This is a genomic window from Prauserella endophytica (genome assembly GCF_005146945.1).
Taxonomy (GTDB): domain Bacteria; phylum Actinomycetota; class Actinomycetes; order Mycobacteriales; family Pseudonocardiaceae; genus Prauserella_A; species Prauserella_A endophytica.
This window is the reverse complement of the sequence record NZ_SWMS01000018.1, coordinates 119,750-136,937: the sequence shown is the minus strand read 5'-3', so window position 1 is coordinate 136,937 and position 17,188 is coordinate 119,750. Positions and strand designations below refer to the sequence as shown.

Genomic DNA, 17,188 nt, shown 5'->3' with positions numbered 1-17,188 from the left:
GCAGGCAAGGTGGCCTTCACTGCGGTCGCACCGGAACTGAGAGAGAGGTGCCTCGTGCGAAGGGTTGCCGACCGGCTGAAGAGTGCGCACTGCCCGACGTTCTCGGTGGAGTTCTTCCCGCCAAGGGACGAGCCCGACGAGGCGGTGCTGTGGCGGGCGATCCGGGAGCTTGAGCCGCTCGACCCCGCCTACATGTCGATCACCTACGGCGCCGGCGGGTCCAGCCGCGACGGCACCATCCGCAACATCGCCAGGGTCGCCACCGACACCACGCTGGTGCCGATGGCGCACCTGACCGCGGTGAACCACTCCGTCGCCGAGCTGCGCAACGTGATCGGGCACTTCGCGGCGGTTGGCGTGCACAACATCCTGGCGCTGCGCGGCGACCCGCCCGGCGACCCGATGGGGGAGTGGGTGCCGCACCCGCAGGGCCTGCACTACGCCGAGGAACTGGTGCGGCTCGTCCGGGAGCTGGGCGACTTCTGCGTCGGCGTCTCGGCGTTCCCGTACGGGCACCCGCGCTCCGCCGACCTCGACACCGACACCCACTACCTCGTCCGGAAGCTGCGCGCGGGGGCCGATTTCGCCATCGCGCAGCTGTTCTTCGAGGCCGAGGACTTCCTGCGGCTGCGCGACCGCGTCGCCGCCGCGGGCTGCGAGGCGCTGATGCTGCCCGGCATCATGCCGCTGACCACGCCGCGCACCCTGCGCAAGACGATCGAGCTCTCCGGCGCCACCCCGCCTGCCTGGCTCGTCGACCGGCTCGCCCCGCTGGAGGACGACCCGAAGGCGTTCCGCGCCGAGGGCCTCGACGTGGTCACCGAGCTGTGCTCCCGGCTGCTCGCGGAGGGCGTTCCGGAGCTGCACTTCTACACGTTCAACCGCTCGAAGGCCACCCGTGAGCTGGTCGAGCGGCTCGGTCTGCGCTCACCCGCGCCGCCCCTCGCGGTCGCCGCGCGGCCCTGAGCGGTGGTGGCCGCTCAACGGCGTGCGGCCGCCACCTCCGTCCCTCGTGCCGTGACCGTCCGGTCTTGACGCCTCCTGCCAGCGCGCATAACGTCTGAAAGCGGTTTCGCGCTGAAACGTTTCAAGGAGGAGGCGTTCGTTGAGGCATCGATATCTCCGGCGCGGTACGGCGGTGCTCGCCGTGGTGGCGGGGCTGGCTACGGCCGGACCCGCCGTCGTGGCGAGCACAGCCGCACCCCGTGGTCACGCTCCCGGCACCCCCGTCGACCTGACCGTGGGGGACCGCGACCGTCCCCTCAACGTGGAAGGCGCTCCGCTGTTCGGCTGGCGGCCCGTCGACCGCGACCCCGGTGAGATCCAGACCGCCTACCAGATCGTGGTCCGCAAGGACGGCGAGCGCGTGTGGGACAGCGGCCGCGTGGCCTCCGGCAGCCAGGAGTACGTGGCCTACGCCGGTCCCGAGCTCGCTCCGGCCACCGGCTACACCTGGACCGTCCGCACGTGGGACCGCACCGGCAAGCCCTCGCCGTGGGCTCGCCAGGCGGCGTTCGACACCGGCCTGCGAGACGGCGACTGGCAGGCGAGCTGGATTCGCCGCACCACGGCCGAGGCCGACGACTACACGCTCGCGCGCAAGGAGTTCACCCTTGGCCGTTCGCCGGTCGTGCGCGCCCGGGTCTACATCGCGGCCAGCCATCAGTACGCCCTGCACGTCAACGGCACGGTCGTCGACAGGGGCGGCGCGTTCGCCTGCCCCGACGCCGGCTACTACCGCGCCGTCGACGTCACCAGGCAGCTCCGTGCGGGCGGCAAGGCGGTCGTCGGTGTGCAGTACCACTGGTACGGGCGGGGCCAGGGCCGTCCGGCGGGTGAGCCGGGCATGCTGCTGCGCCTGGAGGTCGACCACGCAGACGGCACGACGCGGACGGTGGTGTCCGACGGCAGCTGGCAGGTCACGCGCGGACCGTGGCTGCCCGCGCCGAAGCGCAACGGCGACGGCGGCGACTACGTCGAGGAGTTCGACGCCACCGCCGAGCCCCTCGGCTGGGACCGGCCCGGCTTCGACGCCTCCGCGTGGCAGTCGCCCCAGGTGCTCGGCACGCACCCCGCGGGCGTCTTCACGTCGCTGCAGGCGCAGGAGACCGATCTGGAGTTCGAGACCGTCGAGCCGGTGAGCGTCACCCGCCTGGAGTCGGGCACGCTCGTGGCCGATTTCGGCAAGGTCATCCCCGCCGCGCCCATCGTGCGCTTCCGCGACGGCGAGCAGGGCAGGCACGTCGCGATGCACGCCGGCTACGTGCTCAACCCCGACGGCACGGTCTCGCGCGACAGCGACGACAACCAGAACACCAACCTCGCCTACGGCCACACGCAGCGCGACGGCGACCAGACGTTCCGGTCGTTCACGTACATGGGCTTCCGCTATCTCGAGGTGGAGGACCCGTCCGCCGAGATCAGCGCTGTCGTGCAGCACACGGCCGTGGACGACGACCGGCGGGCCTGGCTGCGCAGCTCCGACCCCGGCGTGGACGCCGCGTTCGACCTGATGCGGCGCTCGGCGCTATACGGTTCGCAGGAGCAGTTCCTCGACACGCCGACCAGGGAGAAGGGGGCAGTTCCTCGGCGACACGGCCGACATCTCGCTGGCCACGATGTCCGGGTACGGCGAGCGCACGCTCACGCGGCAGGCGATCCGCCAGTTCATCGAGTCGCAGGCGCGGTACTGGCCCGACGGCCGGCTCAACGCCGTCTACCCGAACGGCGACGGCAAGCGCGACATCCCCGACTACACCGAGATGTTCCCCGGCTGGATCTGGGACTACTACGTGCGAACCGGAGACAAGCGGATCCTGGCCGAGGCGTACCCCGTGATGCGGGCCGTGGCCGACTACGTGCGCCGGTACATCGACCCGGCGACCGGCCTGGTCACGCAGCTCGAGGGCGGTTCGGGCGAGTACCGCTACGGCATCATCGACTGGCCCGCGACCATGCGCTACGGCCACGACATGAGCACCGCGGCGAGAACCGTGATCAACGTGCTCGGCGTCGACGTCCTCAACGCGACGGCTCGCGCGGCCGAGGAGCTCGGCGAGCCAGGTGAGACCCTGCGTGCCGATGCGGCGACCCTCACCGAGGCGATCAACGCCAAGCTCCGCCGCGCCGACGGCGTCTACCACGACGGCCTGCGCGGGGACGGCTCGGCGAGCACGCACGCCTCGCAGATCGCGAACGCCTACGCGCTGTCGTTCGGCGTCGTGCCGGAGGAAGACCGCGCCGCGGTGAGCGAGTACGTGGCGAACCTCGGGATGCGCATGGGGCCGATGACGGCGCACCGGCTGCTGCAGGCGCTCGCGGGCAGGCCGGACGACGTGGTCGAGCGCCTGACCGACGCCGACTCGCCCGGCTGGGCCAACATCCTGGCGCGCGGCGGCACGTTCACCTGGGAGTCGTGGGACGCGCCGGAGACGGGGCAGAGCCACTCCCACCCGTGGGGAGCGACGTCACTGGTGGAGATCCAGCGGACGATCCTCGGCGTGACGCCCTCGGCTCCAGCCGGCTCGGAGGTCACCATCCGGCCGCCGAAGTCCGGTGTGGACAGTGCGGCCGGTGAGATGCCCGTGCAGCGGGGCATGGTCGGCGTCGACTGGCGGCGGATCGGCGACGGCGTGTCCCTGAAGGTGGACCTGCCGGTCAACGTGGTCGCGCGAGTGCACGTGCCCGCCGACCAGGCCGGCGACGTGCGCGTCCACGGCCAGGCCCGCTTCGTCGAGCTGCGAGACGGCTACGCCGTATACGAGGTCGGCTCGGGCAAGGTCACCTTCTTCTCGGCGTGACACTCTCCCAAGGGCACTTTGGTGGCGGTCAACGCGACTGAAGTGCCCTTGGGTGCGTTCTCAGCCGCTGAGACGGGGGCGGATGGAGTCGAGCGTGTCGGCGATGGGCTCGCCGCCGCCGTGCCGGTTGACTGGGCTCATGACAGCTGGACCGCTCTTCGCTCTGACGCTGCTCGCCGTGCTCGGCACCGGCCTCGTCGCGGGTGTCTTCTTCGCCTTCTCTTCGTTCGTGATGCGGGCACTCGCGCTGTTGCCACCCGCCCAGGGGGCCGCGGCGATGCAGTCGGTGAACCGGACCGTGCTCAACCCGGTGTTCCTGGGAGTGTTCGCCGGTACCGCGCTACTGTCGGTGGCCGTCGTGGTCCTTTCCATCGCGCGCGGATTCGCCGACGGCGGGCCCTGGCTGCTCGCGGGCGGCGTTTCTTATGTCGCCGGTACTTTCGTTCTCACGCGCGTGGTGCACATTCCCCGCAACGACACCCTGATGCGGGTGGACGCGGACAGCGCCGAGGGGGCCGAGTTCTGGGCCCGCTACGTGCCCGCGTGGACCCGGTGGAACCACGTCCGAATGCTCGCCTCACTCGTGGCCTGTGCGTTCTTCGTCGTCGCACTGGTGAACGGCTGAGTTCGTGATCCCGTTTTCCGCTGACCCATTGAGGTGAACCCGCTTGCCGCGGCCGCCGACCGTTGCGACCGGTGACAACGCGGTGCGAGACTGCACGACAAGGCTCGGCGGGAACTGCTCCGATCCTGACTGGGTGGTAGTGGAAATCGCTGGGGGAGGCAAGGCCGGAAGGCCCTAGCGCGGCACGGGCAAACCCAAGACGGTGGAGTCGACCAGGGCCCCCAAGGGCCAGTGAGGAGTCGGCCATGTACCAGACCACGGTGGGTGCTGTGATGACCCGCGAGGTCATCGCGGTCGGTCCGGATGCCGACTTCACGACGCTCGTGGAGCTGCTGGTCAGCCATGACATCGGTGCCGTTCCCGTGGTGAGCGAGGAGGGGGTGCTCCTCGGCGTGGTCTCCGAGAGCGACCTGGTGCTGAAGCACGAGCAGCTCGGCGAGGGGGACGGCAAGCCGCCCTCGCTCGTGCTCAGGCGAGCCCGGCAGCGGTGGCAGAAGTCGTGGGCGACGCGGGCGTTCGACCTGATGATCACGCCCGTGTACGCGCTGGACGTCCGGGACTCGCTCGGCGCGGCCGCGCGCGAGTTCGGCCGGTCGGGGGTGCGCAGGCTGTACGTGCTCGAGGGCCGCACGCTCGCGGGTGTCCTCACGCGCGGAGACCTGCTCAAGGCGTTCGTCAGGGACGACGAGGACATCCGGCGGGAGATCCGGCACGAGGTGCTCGGCCGTGCGCTGGCGGTGGCCGACGGCGCGGTGGAGGTGAACGTCGACCGGGGCGTGGTGACCATGTCCGGCGAGGTGGAACGCAGGACTGAGGGCGAGCTCGCGCAGCGGCTCGCCGAGCACGTGCTCGGCGTGGTCCACGTGCACAACCTGCTGGACTACCGCCTCGACGGGGCACCGGGGCTCGCCCGGCGCTGAGGCGGCGCGGGCGCCGCCGTCCCGTCGCGCTGCGCCGGAACGGGCGCCGTGTCCGTGAGCCGGTGCCCGGACAGGCGGGCCACGCGGACCAGGATTCCGTTGTCGAACGCGTAGCGCATGGCGAGCGCGTGGTGGAGGCGAGGGCGGTCGTGGTGACCCAGCGGGCGGGCGAGACCGACACCCGTGATCGCCCACGGGGCATGCTCGCCACCGAACGAGATCGTCACGGGTCTGCCCGTCGCGGAGCGCGTGAGCGACGGATCGGAGCCGGTGGGCACCAGCACGTCGCCGCTCTCCCGCACGAAGCAGGCCAGTGGCTGGGGCCGCCCACCGTCGATCGCGATCAAGGCGGTGTGGCTGCGGCCATGGGAACAAACGAGCGCGAGGCAGTCGGAGTGTGTCAGCTCGAGCGTGTCCACATCCGCTCCTTCGGCTTCGCGGGACTGCCGCAACGGCGGTCGCACCGGCGATCGCCCGGCTTGTCCGTGGTTCGCGCGGAAAACCCTCGACAGAGGCTTCACCGCGGCGCCCGCGGGCTTCACAATTCCTTAGTACGCCAGGCGAAAAATTTCGTCCAGGCTTCGAGTCCGATTCGGAACACGGTGTGCGACAACGGGTGACAGACGCGGAGGTGGCAAATGACGATCACGGAGAGCCGCAGTGGTGTGTTGCCGGTTCGCACCGAGTTCAAGTTCGCCTGGCGCGGCTACGAGCGTGGGCGCGTCGAAGGATATGTGCGGGCGGTGGAAGAGGAAATCCGGCTGCTGACCGCGGATCGCGACTCCGCGGCCGACACCGCCGAGAAGCTGGCCGTCGAGCTGGACGCGGTCCGCCGCGAGAACAACGAGCTGCGTGAGCGGCTCGAGCGCGCCAGCCGCAGCCCCATCGAGTCGGACGGGCTCTCGGAACGCCTGCTGCGCATGGTGGAGCTCGCGCACGAGGAGGCCGACGAGATCGTCGAGAACGCGCGGGGGCTCGCCGAGCAGAGCTGGGCCGCCGCGCACGAGGCCGCCGAGCGGCTGCGGTCGCGCTACGACCGGATGCTCGCCGAGCTGGACGAGCGCCGCCGGCAGATGGAGACCGAGCACCGCGAGCTGATGGCCAAGGCGCAGGCAGACGTCGAGGCGATGACGAAGCAGGCGGAGCGGCGGCGTCGTGAGCTCGACGAGCAGGCGGCTCGCAGGCGGCAGGAGGCGGAGCGTGAGTTCACCGTCGCGATGGCCGAACGGCGCGAGGAGACCATGCGGCTCATCGAGGAACGGGAGGTGGCGGCGCGGGCGAAGGCCGAGCGGCTGCTCGCCGACGCGACCGCGAGGACCCGCGAATGCGAGAAGTTGCGCAGCCGGATCGCGGCCGAGTTGCGGACCGCTCGTGAGGTGCTGACGGAGGCGACTCCGTTCACCGAGCCGCTGGACGAGGAGGACGAGGTGCTCCGGGCGGCCGCACCCATTCCGGTGTCGGCGCCGCGCCCCCCGTCGCCCACGCCGAGGCCACCCTCGGACCTGCCGGCGCAACGAGCCCAGGCGCCGCTGGTGAAGCCGGTCCAACTGCAGTGAAGGCCACCTTCACTGCGTTGAACGCAGGCATGGTGGCCTTCACTGCGGTCGGGGTCAGCGGGCGGCGGCCCCGTGTTCCGAACGTACAAGACCGGCGGTGGAGGGCGCGGTGATGCTCGGGGCATGCGTTTCGACACCAAGATCGCCGTGCTGCTGAGGGACGACCTGGCGCGCTGGCAGGGCCTCAACGTGTGCGCGTTCCTCTCCAGCGCCATCGCCGCGGCCGACCCCGGGCTGATCAGTGAGCCCTACGCCGACGCCGACGGCACGCCGTACCTGCCGATGTTCCGCCAGCCGGTCCTCGTGTTCGCCGGTTCCAAGGAGGTCCTCACCAGCGCACACGCGCGTGCGCTCGTTCGCGGCATGGAACTGGCGATCTTCACCTCGGACATGTTCGCGTCGGGTGACGACCGCGACAACCGCGCCGCGGTGCGCGCGGTGCCGAGGGCGGACCTGGACCTGGTGGGACTGGCCGTGCACGGCCCCCGCAACGCCGTCGACAAGATCCTCAAGGGCGCCCGCATGCACCCGTGACCAACCGCACCCAAGGCCACCTTTGGTGCGTTGAGCGCAACAAAGGTGGCCTTGGGGAGCGCTCCTCCTTCCCGGTGGTCGCGGGGCCGTTCTCTTGCAAACGATGATCATCACCAGTAGCACTGATAGGTGCTGGTTACCCGACTGCCGACGAGCCTGGAGGCCGACACATGTCGCTGAACGTGCCCACCGAGCTGCTGGACCGCGCCGAACGAGGCGAAGTGAACGACGCCGAGTTCGTCGCCTGCGTGCGTGAGTCGCTGCCCTACGCGTGGCAGGTGGTCTCGGGCGTGGTCGCCGACCTCGAGACGGGCAGGGAGCCCTTCGCCGACAACACCACGCCGCCGCCGAGCGAGGCCGAGCGCGGGCAGCTGCTGCGCGCGCTGGCCTCCGACGCCATCCGCGGCGGGCTGGAGCGGCATTTCGGTGTCAAGCTCGCGTTCCAGAACTGCCACCGGGTCGCCGCGTTCCGCACCGCCGCCGTGGACAGCGACACCTACCGCGACTTCATCTCCGTGCGCGGCCAGCTGCTCAACCAGAGCCCCGAGCTGCGCGACTGCTAACCCGCCGGGTGGCTCCCGCGCAGCGCGGGCAGCACCTCCGCGCCGAGGCGCGCGATGGTGCGCAGCGTGCGCTCGCGGGAGCCGGAACCCTCGACCATCAGGATCACGTGCTCGATGCCGGTGCGTTCGGCGCTCGCGCGCAGCCGCGAGACGCAGTCGGCGGGGCTGCCCACCGGGTGCAGCGAGCACAGCAGGTCCGTGTAGGCGTCCGGGTCCCGCGGCGCACTGGGCCGGCCGTCAACCCGGACGTAACCGGCGAGGCCCTCGGCCAGCCAGCCCGGCATCGCCTCCTTGAGCTCCCGTTCCGCTCGCGCGCGGTCGTCCGCGATGTGACACAGCATCGCCGAGACGTGCCGGGCCCCGGCCGGGTCCCGTCCCGCTTCGGCCGCGGCCTTCTCGTACCAGGTCACGAGGTCGGCCTTCTCGTCGTCACCGATGTGCATGCCCAGCAGCATCGGCAGCCCGCGTGCCGCGGCCAACTCCACCGTCGGCCGGGAGGTGCAGGCCACCGTCACCGGCGGGCGGGCCGCCGGCCTCGGCACCATCGCCACCTCCCGGAACGCGAACCGCTCGCCGGCCGCGCTCACTCGCTCCTCGGTGAGCGCGCGCAGCAGCAGGTCCAGGCTTTCCTCGAAGCCGTGCTCGTAGCGGTCGAGCCCGGTGCCGAAGACCTCCAGGTCCACCCATGGCCCGCCGCGGCCGACGCCGAGGTGGAAACGGCCCCCGTCAGCCGGTCCAGCAGCGTGACCTGCTCGGCCAGCGCCACCGGGTGTGCGGTGGAGAGCACGCTCACGGCGGTGCCGAGCGTGATGCGGCTGGTGCCGCCGAGCGCGTGGGCGGCGAACGTCACGGCGGAGGGGCACACGCCGTAGGACATGAAGTGGTGCTCGGCGATCCACGCGTCGTCGAAGCCCGCCGCCTCGGCCGCGCGCACCGCCTCTGCCGTGCGCAGCAGGGCCCCCGCGTCGTCCTGCCCGGGGAACCGGCCTGCCAGGAGGAAAATGCCGAACCTCACCGCGCAGACGTTACCCAGGGTCCGAATTGGACGGCGTCCGACGTGGCCGATCCGCCTGCGGTGGCGGCTGAGCAGTTGGTAACGTCGGTTTTGTGGGGAATCTCCGTACACGCATCGTGTCTTGGGTCACGCGTAGATACCTGGCCAGGGCACAGAAGAAGGGTCTCGACCTCTCGAAGCTCGCGATCCTGCCCGACGCCGCGCTGATGCCGCTCAAGCGCGACGGGCTCGACCCCGTGCCTGAGCTCGACCGCGCCAGGGAGCAGACCCCGGTGACCAAGCTGCCGGTGCCGTTCGGCCTGAACCTTTGGCTGGTCAGTGGCTACGAGGAGGCCAAGGCGGTGCTGGGCGACGCGAAGTCGTTCAGCAACGACTTCGAGCACCTCGTCGGCAAGGCGGAGGGCGCCGACGAGAACCCCGGCGGCCTCGGTTTCGCCGACCCGCCCGTGCACACCCGGCTGCGCCGCCTGCTGACGCCGGAGTTCACGATGCGGCGGCTGTCCCGGCTCAAGCCCGGCATCGAGGAGATCGTCAACGAGCGGCTCGACCTGATGGCGAAGGCCGACGGGCCGGTGGACCTGGTGGAGGAGTTCGCGCTGCCGATCCCGTCGCTGGTGATCTGCGAGCTGCTCGGCGTGCCCTACGAGGAACGCGACGCGTTCCAGCACCTCGCCGTGGCGCGGTTCGATCTCTTCGGCGGCGCCGGCGCCTCACTCGGCGCCATTTCGGAGTCGCTGGAGTACCTGCTCGGCGTGGTCCGTGAGCAGCGGAAGAACCCCGGCGACGGGCTGCTCGGGATGATCATCAAGGAGCACGGCGACGAGGTGGACGACCGGGAGCTCGCCGGGCTCGCCGACGGTGTGCTGACCGGCGGGTTCGAGACCACGGCCAGCATGCTCTCGCTGGGCGCGCTGGTGCTGCTGCAGGATCCCGGGTCGTTCGCCAGGGTCCGCGACGACGACGAGTCCGTGAGCCCGTTCGTCGAGGAGCTGCTGCGCTACCTGACCGTGGTGCAGGTGGCGTTCCCCCGGTTCGCGCGCGAGGACGTGGAGGTCGGCGGCCAGACGATCAAGCAGGGCGACATGGTGGTGGTGTCGCTGTCCGGAGCGAACCGCGACGACGTGCTCGGCCAGGCCATGGGCGGCTTCGACGGCACCCGGGTGCCCGCGAAGCACCTGGCGTTCGGCTACGGCGCCCACCGCTGCATCGGGGCGGAGCTCGCGCGCATGGAGCTGCGGTCGGCCTACCCCGCGCTGGTGCGGCGCTTCCCGCAGATGCGGCTGGCCGTGAACCCCGACGAGCTGACCTTCCGCAAGGTGTCGATCGTCTACGGCGTGGAGAACCTGCCGGTCACGCTGCGCTGAGGGGGCTCAGCCCCCGGCCATCGCGCCGACGACCAGCAGCGGCTCGCCGCCCTCGGTGACGGCGGGCGGCAGCGGGGTGTCCTGTGGCTCGTGGGAGAGGTCCTCCTCGCACGCGAAGAAGCGCACGAACGCGCGGCGCTGGTGGGTGACGTGGTCGCGGATCGTGCCGCGCAGCATGGGGTAGCGCTCCTCGAGCGCGTCGAGGACCGTGCCCACGGTCGCGGGCCCCGCGATCTCCAGCCGCACCTCGCCCTCGACGCGTGCGAGGTTGCGCAGGTGGGTGGGCAGCACGACACGGATCATGGCAGCGTCTGCACCTCCACCGAGAGCACGGCGGGCAGGTCCCGCACGATGGGCGCCCAGCTGTCGCCGCCGTCGGCCGATGCGTAGACCTGGCCGCCCGTGGTGCCGAAGTAGATCCCGCAGTCGTCGAGCCGGTCGACGGCCATCGCGTCGCGCAGGACGTTGACGTAGCAGTTCTCCTGTGGCAGCCCCTTGGTCAGCGGCTCCCACTCACCGCCGCCGGTGCGGCTGCGGTACACGCGGAGCCTGCCGTCGAGGGGGAAGTGTTCCGAGTCGCTCTTGATCGGCACCACGTACACGGTCTCGGGCTCGTGCGCGTGGACGTCGATGGGGAAGCCGAAGTCAGTGGGCAGGCCCTCGCCGATGTCGTACCAGTGCTCGCCGCCGTCGTCGCTGCGCATGACGTCCCAGTGCTTCTGCATGAACAGCACGTCGGGGCGGGACGGGTGGATCGCGAGGCGGTGCACGCAGTGGCCCACCTCGGCGTCGTCGTCGGGGATGCCCTCCGAGCGCAGGCCCTTGTTGATGGGCCGCCACGTCTTGCCCGCGTCGTCGGTGCGGAACGCGCCCGCGGCGGAGATGGCCACGTAGAGCCGGTCGGCGTCGCGGGGGTCCTGCACGATCGTGTGCAGACACATGCCGCCCGCGCCCGGCTGCCAAGACGGCCCCGACTCGTGGGTGCGCAGTCCGGGCAGCTCCTGCCACGTCTGCCCGCCGTCGCCGGAGCGGAACAGCGCCGCGTCCTCGACCCCGGCGTAAACGGCGTCCGGGTCCGTCAGCGACGGCTCCAGGTGCCAGACGCGCGTGAACTCCCACGGGCGCTGCGTGCCGTCGTACCACTGGTGGGTGCCGGTCTCGCCCTCGTACGTGAACTGGTTGCCCACCGGGTTCCACGTGGTGCCGCCGTCGTCGGAACGCTGGATCACCTGGCCGAACCAGCCGCCCGACTGCGCCGCGTAGACGCGATCGGGGTCGGCGGGCGAGCCCTTGAGGTGGTAGATCTCCCAGCCTCCGAACAGCGGGCCTCGCACGTCCCAGTTCTTCCGCGTGCCGTCCGAGGTCAGCACGAACGCACCCTTGCGCGTGCCCACCAGAACCCGTACCGATGCCATCTCGCCCCTCCGGTTCCACTCGCGACGGGTCGCACGTTAGCGGCAGGGCTTGTGAAAAACAAGTACGGTTCGGAGAATGGTGGCACTGGTCCGGATGGAAGTGTTGTCCGGCCACGGCGCGATCGCTACGTTGACGGGATCGCCCCTGTTCCCGCCAACCCCGGGAGCACGTGTGCCGAGCGGGAGCTTCTGACGAGGATGTCTGCCAGACCCGAGCAGTCGGACGCCCACCGGCCCAGGTCCGTGTCCGACACGCTGGCCGCATTGCGGCTCGACGACCTGCTCGCCGGCGTCCAGCACCGGCTCGCCGAGATGCGCGAGACCGGCGACCGGTTGCAGGCGTTGCTGGAGTCCGTGCTCGCCGTGGGCGCCGGGCTCGAACTGGACTCAACGCTGCGGCGGATCGTGCAGGTCGCGGTGGGGCTGGTCGGAGCCAGGTCCGGCGCGCTGGCCGTGCTCGGTGACCACCGGACGTTCGTGCACGAGGGCGTCGACGCCGCCACCAGGGCTCGGCTGGGTGAGTTGCCGGGCGGGCCGGGAGTGCTCGGCGTGCCGGTCCGCGTGCGCGACGAGGTCTTCGGCAACCTCTACCTCGCTGACAAGCAGGGCGGCGGAGAGTTCACCGCCGACGACGAGATCGTGCTCCGCTCGCTGGCCGCGGCGGCAGGTGTCGCCGTGGAGAACGCGCGGCTCTTCGAGTACTCGCGTATGCGCGAGCGGTGGTTCGAGGCGACCGGGACGATCAACGCGACCATTCTCGTCGATGCGACCACCGACGAGACGCTGCGGCTCATCGCCGAGCTCGCCGGCGAGGTCTCCGGCGCCGCGTTGACGCTGATCCTGCTGGGCCGGGAAGGCGGCCCGCTCTCGGTCGTGGCCGCCGCGGGGGAGCGGGCCGACGCGCTCGCCGGCGGCACCGTGTCCGGTGCCGACCCCGTGGTGGGCGACGTGCTGCGCACCGGTGAGCCGAAGCTCGTCGCCGACCTCGGCGCGGTGCCCCGGGCCGAACCCACGTTGCTCGGCACTACGTTCGGACCCGTCGTGGTCACGGCGCTGCGCAAGGCGGGCGGCTCCGGCGGCGTGCTGCTCGCCGCGCGGGCGAAGGGCGCCCCACGGTTCGGCTCCGACCTGGTGCCCGTGCTGTCGTCGTTCGCGGCGCAGGCCACCGTCGCGCTGGAGTTCGCGGACAAGCAGCAGGACGAGCGCAGGCTCGCCCTGCTCGCCGACCGGGACCGCATCGCCCGCGACCTGCACGACCACGTGATCCAGCGGCTGTTCGCCACCGGCATGACGCTGCAGGGCACGCTGCGCAGGGTCGCCGACGCGCATTCGCGGGAGCGGATCACCTCGGCCCTGGAGCAGCTCGACAGGACCGTGCGCGAGATCCGCACGTCGATCTTCGACCTGCACTCCTCCGGCGAGCGGGAGGATGCGGCGAGTCTCCGCCGCAGGCTGCTCGACATCGCGGCGGACCTCACCCAGGACACACGCGTCTCGCCCTCGATCCGGCTCGGCGGTGCGGTGGACACGCTCGTGCCGCCTGAGCTGAGCAGCCAGGTCGAGGCCGCGCTGCGCGTGGGGCTCGCCAACGCGCTGCGCGGCGGCTCGGCGAACTGGATCACCGTCGACGTGCGGGTCGGCGAGGACGTGGTGGTGGAGGTCGCCGACGACGGCGCCGGAAGCGCCGACGCCTCCGCCGACATCGCCGACCTGCGCGCCCGCGCCCGCGCGCGGGGCGGCGACCTGGTGCTCGCCGCGCGGGACGGCGGCGGCACCCGCTTCACCTGGACCGCGCCGCTGCGCTGAGTTTCCGGTCTTCGCCGGGCCCTCCCGGCGGTGGTGGGTTCCCCGCGACCGGAGGGTCCGGGCGGACGGGGAACAACGATCGATCGGTGCGCGTCCGGACGACCAGCGTCCAGCCTCCGTGAGCGCGGTGGACAGCGATTCCGGGGTCACCGACATCGCGTAGCGTTCACCGCGCTGGCTATCGGTGACACGTGAAGGGACATGCTCGATGCGGTTGAACGACGTCGCGTCCGCGCGCACTCTGCTGTTCGTGCCGGGGCACCGGCCGGACCGGTTCGCGAAGGCGGCGGCAGCAGGCGCCGACGGTGTGGTGCTCGACCTCGAGGACGCCGTGGGCGCGGACGACAAGGACACCGCGCGTGAGCACGTCCGTGCCTGGCTTGCCGAGGGCAACACGGCGGTCGTTCGCGTCAACGGCGCCGACACCGAGTTCCACGACGCCGACCTCGCCGCGCTCGCGGGGCTCGCGACCGTGGTGATGCTGCCGAAGGCCGAGCACGCGCGCGACGTCACCGCCGCCGCGGCGGTGCTCGGCTCGGGCACCGGTGTGGTGCCGCTCATCGAGACCGCCGACGGGGTGCTGCGGGCCCGCGAGATCTGCGCCGCGCCCGCCGCGGTGCGGCCCGCGTTCGGCAGCATCGATCTCGCCGCGCAGCTCGGCGTCGACCCCGACTCACACGTCGCGCTCGCCACCGCACGCTCCACGCTCGTGCTGGCGGCGGCCGGTGCGGGCTGCGCGCCGCCGCTGGACGGCGTCACCGCCAAGCTCGACGACGAGGCGAGGCTGGTCGCCGACACCGAGCACGCCGTCGAGCTGGGCTTCACCGGCAAGCTGTGCGTACACCCTCGGCAGCTGGCGCCGGTGCACGCCGCGCTCGCACCCTCCGAGGAGGAGCTGCGCTGGGCCCGCGAGGTGCTGGCCGTCGCCGAGCAGGGCTCGGTCGGGGTGCACGAGGGCACGATGGTCGACCGGCCGGTGGTGCTGCGGGCGGAGCGGCTGCTGAGCAGGGCCGGGCTGTCCGGCGCCGGTGCCGCGTGAGCGGCCTGCCCGCTCAGCTCGCGACGCGGTAGTGGTAGGCGCAGGCTTCGGTGAAGCCGGCGCGCTCGTAGAGCCGCACGGCGGCGCCGTTGTCCCGCTCCACCTGGAGGTACAGGTCGCTCGCTCCCTGGCAGGCCGCCCAGCGGGCCAGGCCCGCGAGCACCGCGCGGGCCGCGCCCTTGCCCCGGGCCTCGGGCAGCGTGGCCATGCCGAACAGCCCGGCCCAGCCGGTGTCGGCGGTCGCGCGCCCGACGGCGATCACCTCGGCGCCGTCGGTCACGGCGGCGTAGGCGCTCGGCTGCCGCAGCCGGGCGAGCAGGTCCCAGTCGGGGCGCGGGTCACCGCCGTCGCCGTGCACGGCGTGCCAGGCGGCGAACCAGGCGGGCGTCGGGGTGTTCTCGATGTGCACGCGGAGCGGGCCGTCGGCGCCGTCCAGCACACGCGCGACCGGCGCGGTCCGCAGCGACATCGGGCTCGCGCGGCGGTAACCGCGCTCGGCCAGCACCGCGTCGAGCCCGTCGGGGCATGCGCCGGGGCCGATCTGGAACCGCGTGGTGACACCGCGTTCGCCGTAGAACCGCTCGGCCCGGGCGATCCGGCGCGCGAGGTCGTCCGCCCCGGGATGGCCGTGAGGCAGCACCGAGCCCGCCCACCACGACGCCCCCGGGGTGTGGCGCAGCCACCACTCGCCTGCACGTTCGACCTGCTCGGCGGGCAGCGCGCGGGCCGCCCGTTCCTGCAGCTCTCGGATCGCGGTCACCGTGCGCTCCCGATCTTCCTGGCCTCCGCCGTGGTGACCGGTTCCGGTGGCTCGACGCCGTGCAGCACGTGGGCGAGCACCTCGGCGCCGCGCACCACGCGCGGGCCGGGGCGGTTGAAGTGGGCAGGCCCGTCGAGCACCCACACCGCGCCGGTTCGCACTGCGGGCAGGTCCGCCCAGCCCGGCTGCCCGGTGAGCAGGTCCAGCTCGGCGAGGGTGCGTTCGGGCGCGAACCCGCATGGCAGCAACAGCAGCACGTCCGGCCGCGCGTCGAGCACCGTCCGCCACGACATCGGCTTCGTGTGCTCGCCGGGCCGGGCCAGCAGCGCCGTGCCGCCCGCCGCCTCGATCTGCTCGGGCACCCAGTGGCCCGCGGGCCACAGCGGGTCCAGCCACTCGATCGCCACCACCCTCGGCCGGGGCCGCCCGGAGACGCGCGCCCGCACCGCGGTGAGCCGTTCCCTCAGCGCCGCGATCCGCCGCTCGGCGACGTCGGCACAGCCCAGCGCCTCGCCCACGACGCGCAGCGAGTCCAGCACCTCGGGCAGCGTGCGCGGCTCCAGGCTGAACACGCGCGGCCCGGACTCCAGCACCCGCACGGCGGCCGAGACCTGTGCGTAGGAGACGGCGCAGACGTCACACAGGTCCTGGGTCAGCACCACGTCCGGCGCGAGCCTGCCGAGCAGCTCGATGTCCACTGTGTACAGTGCGGAGCCCTGGTGGGCACCGCCGACCGCGGCGGAGATCTCCCTGCTGCCGAGGTCGGCGCCGATCTCGTCGCCGGTGACCACCGGCACCGACGCCACCTCGGCGGGCCAGTCGCATTCGTGCGTGCGCCCGACGAGGTCCTCCAGCCTGCCCAGCTCGGCGACGATGTCGGTGGCGGCGGGCAGCAGCGACACGATCCGCATGGCTCCAGGCTAGAGTCCGGGCCCGGACTCGTAGTAGGCCTTCTGCGCGGGGTGGTAGTCGTCGAAGTCCGGCAGCGCTGAGCCGTCGCGGGCGGCGACGAGCCGATCGAGGTAGAACTCCCAGCCGGGGCCGATGTCGCCGACGCCGTCGACGGAGTCGAGCTGCTGGGTGAACCGCAGCGTCGTGATGCCCTCGTGCTCGGTGAGCCGCAGCTCCAGCCGCCAGCCGCCGGACTCGTCGGTCAGCGTGACGGTCAGGTGGCGGGGCGGCTCGCAGGCGTCGATGCGCACGTCGCTCCACGGCGCGCCGTCCTCGGCGGACAGCTGCACCTGGATTGCGTTGCCCGGCGCCGCGTCGCCCCGCCACGGTCCGAACCAGCGTGCCGTGCGGTCGGATTCGGTGACGCTGGCCCACACGTCGTCGATGGGCGCGCGGAACGTGCGCGTGAGGACCAGTTCGTAACCCTCGTCGGTGCGAAGGAGCCTGCCGGTGGGTGTCGGGCTCATGCGGTGTCCTCCTTGGACAGTTCGGCCGTGTACGGACGCTCCCGTCGTTGCCGCCGTTCTCGCCGGGTGCGGTGGACCTCGGTCTCGAGCGCGTCGAAGCGCCGTTGCCAGCGGCTGCCGTTGTCGAACTGGGTGAGCCACTCGGCGAGCTCGGTCAGCGGTGCCACGTCGAGCGTGTAGCGCCGCTGCCTGCCCGTGGTCTCGGCGTGCACCAGGCCGCTGTCCCTGAGCACGCGCAGGTGGCGGCTGATTGCCGGACGGCTGATGTCGAACCGCGCCACGATCTCGCCGACCGTCAGGTCGCCGTCGCGCAGCATCAGCAGGATCTCCCGGCGCACCGGGTCCGCGATCGCGCCTGCCACCTCCACGGGAA

17 protein-coding genes and 2 pseudogenes are annotated in these 17,188 nt (G+C 72.1%); 11 read left to right on the top strand and 8 right to left on the bottom strand.

What is annotated here, in order from left to right; all coding sequences use genetic code 11:
* Positions 1-54 precede the first annotated feature (54 nt).
* The 5 genes and pseudogenes from FCN18_RS27630 to FCN18_RS27610 all read left to right on the top strand — a co-directional run bounded on the left by FCN18_RS27630 (position 55) and on the right by FCN18_RS27610 (position 5,345).
* Positions 55-966, top strand: a complete 912-nt coding sequence (locus FCN18_RS27630; protein WP_199542503.1) for a methylenetetrahydrofolate reductase — start codon at positions 55-57, stop codon at positions 964-966.
* A gap of 172 nt (positions 967-1,138) precedes the next feature.
* Positions 1,139-2,362, top strand: a pseudogene (locus FCN18_RS40725) (glycoside hydrolase family 78 protein); the annotation flags it as partial.
* 256 nt (positions 2,363-2,618) lie between these two features.
* Positions 2,619-3,800: an alpha-L-rhamnosidase-related protein gene (locus tag FCN18_RS39555; RefSeq protein WP_137096472.1), complete on the top strand. Its 1,182-nt coding sequence runs from the start codon at positions 2,619-2,621 to the stop codon at positions 3,798-3,800.
* A 139-nt stretch (positions 3,801-3,939) separates the two neighbouring features.
* Complete coding sequence (locus tag FCN18_RS27615) at positions 3,940-4,425, top strand: anthrone oxygenase family protein (protein WP_137096471.1); 486 nt, start codon at positions 3,940-3,942, stop codon at positions 4,423-4,425.
* Positions 4,426-4,670: 245 nt separating this feature from the next.
* A complete protein-coding gene (locus FCN18_RS27610; RefSeq protein WP_137096470.1) occupies positions 4,671-5,345 on the top strand; it encodes a CBS domain-containing protein in 675 nt (224 codons plus the stop codon).
* Here the strand turns inward: FCN18_RS27610 and FCN18_RS27605 are convergent.
* Positions 5,306-5,764, bottom strand: a complete 459-nt coding sequence (locus FCN18_RS27605; RefSeq protein ID WP_137096469.1) for a hypothetical protein — start codon at positions 5,762-5,764, stop codon at positions 5,306-5,308. The two genes, FCN18_RS27610 and FCN18_RS27605, sit on opposite strands and share 40 nt — an antisense overlap.
* Before the next feature lie 219 nt (positions 5,765-5,983).
* Between FCN18_RS27605 and FCN18_RS27600 the strand changes: the two genes are divergently transcribed.
* From FCN18_RS27600 to FCN18_RS27590, 3 genes are all read left to right on the top strand, one after another.
* Positions 5,984-6,901, top strand: a complete 918-nt coding sequence (locus tag FCN18_RS27600; protein ID WP_112272308.1) for a coiled-coil domain-containing protein — start codon at positions 5,984-5,986, stop codon at positions 6,899-6,901.
* 123 nt (positions 6,902-7,024) lie between these two features.
* On the top strand, positions 7,025-7,435 hold the full coding sequence (locus FCN18_RS27595; RefSeq protein WP_137096468.1) for a DUF2000 domain-containing protein: 411 nt from the start codon (positions 7,025-7,027) through the stop codon (positions 7,433-7,435).
* Between the two features lie 170 nt (positions 7,436-7,605).
* On the top strand, positions 7,606-7,998 hold the full coding sequence (locus FCN18_RS27590; protein WP_112272304.1) for an SCO5389 family protein: 393 nt from the start codon (positions 7,606-7,608) through the stop codon (positions 7,996-7,998).
* On the opposite strand, the pseudogene FCN18_RS27585 reads toward FCN18_RS27590, so the two are convergent.
* Positions 7,995-9,013, bottom strand: a pseudogene (locus tag FCN18_RS27585) (LLM class flavin-dependent oxidoreductase). The gene FCN18_RS27590 and the pseudogene FCN18_RS27585 sit on opposite strands and share 4 nt — an antisense overlap.
* Positions 9,014-9,105: 92 nt before the next feature.
* Between FCN18_RS27585 and FCN18_RS27580 the strand changes: the two are divergent.
* The gene (locus tag FCN18_RS27580) at positions 9,106-10,377 is read left to right on the top strand and encodes a cytochrome P450 (RefSeq protein WP_199542505.1); all 1,272 of its coding nucleotides are present in this window, start codon (positions 9,106-9,108) and stop codon (positions 10,375-10,377) included.
* A 6-nt stretch (positions 10,378-10,383) separates the two neighbouring features.
* Here the strand turns inward: FCN18_RS27580 and FCN18_RS27575 are convergent, their stop codons facing one another.
* Positions 10,384-10,680 carry a MoaD/ThiS family protein gene (locus FCN18_RS27575; protein WP_112272298.1) on the bottom strand — a complete coding sequence of 99 codons (297 nt, stop codon included), beginning with the start codon at positions 10,678-10,680 and terminating at the stop codon, positions 10,384-10,386.
* A complete protein-coding gene (locus tag FCN18_RS27570) occupies positions 10,677-11,792 on the bottom strand; it encodes a WD40/YVTN/BNR-like repeat-containing protein (RefSeq protein WP_112272297.1) in 1,116 nt (371 codons plus the stop codon). The genes FCN18_RS27575 and FCN18_RS27570 overlap by 4 nt, the downstream gene beginning before the upstream one ends.
* A gap of 198 nt (positions 11,793-11,990) precedes the next feature.
* Here FCN18_RS27570 and FCN18_RS27565 point away from each other — a divergent pair, with 198 nt between their 5' ends.
* Entirely contained in the window at positions 11,991-13,598 is a 1,608-nt protein-coding gene (locus FCN18_RS27565; protein WP_137096467.1) for a sensor histidine kinase, read from the top strand.
* 208 nt (positions 13,599-13,806) lie between these two features.
* The gene (locus tag FCN18_RS27560) at positions 13,807-14,637 is read left to right on the top strand and encodes an HpcH/HpaI aldolase/citrate lyase family protein (RefSeq protein WP_112272293.1); all 831 of its coding nucleotides are present in this window, start codon (positions 13,807-13,809) and stop codon (positions 14,635-14,637) included.
* 13 nt (positions 14,638-14,650) lie between these two features.
* Here the strand turns inward: FCN18_RS27560 and FCN18_RS27555 are convergent, their stop codons facing one another.
* From FCN18_RS27555 to FCN18_RS27540, 4 genes are read right to left on the bottom strand one after another with little or no spacing between them, the layout of a single operon-like run.
* Positions 14,651-15,397, bottom strand: coding sequence for a GNAT family N-acetyltransferase (locus FCN18_RS27555; RefSeq protein ID WP_137096466.1), 747 nt, complete (start codon positions 15,395-15,397; stop codon positions 14,651-14,653).
* Entirely contained in the window at positions 15,394-16,308 is a 915-nt protein-coding gene (locus FCN18_RS27550; RefSeq protein ID WP_137096465.1) for a cobalamin-binding protein, read from the bottom strand. Before FCN18_RS27550 ends, FCN18_RS27555 begins: the two co-directional genes overlap by 4 nt.
* A 9-nt stretch (positions 16,309-16,317) precedes the next feature.
* Positions 16,318-16,815 carry an SRPBCC family protein gene (locus tag FCN18_RS27545; protein ID WP_112272287.1) on the bottom strand — a complete coding sequence of 166 codons (498 nt, stop codon included), beginning with the start codon at positions 16,813-16,815 and terminating at the stop codon, positions 16,318-16,320.
* Positions 16,812-17,183 (bottom strand): ArsR/SmtB family transcription factor, encoded by a 372-nt coding sequence (locus FCN18_RS27540; protein WP_228714155.1) that lies wholly within the window; start codon positions 17,181-17,183, stop codon positions 16,812-16,814. Before FCN18_RS27540 ends, FCN18_RS27545 begins: the two co-directional genes overlap by 4 nt.
* Between the last annotated feature and the right edge of the window lie 5 nt (positions 17,184-17,188).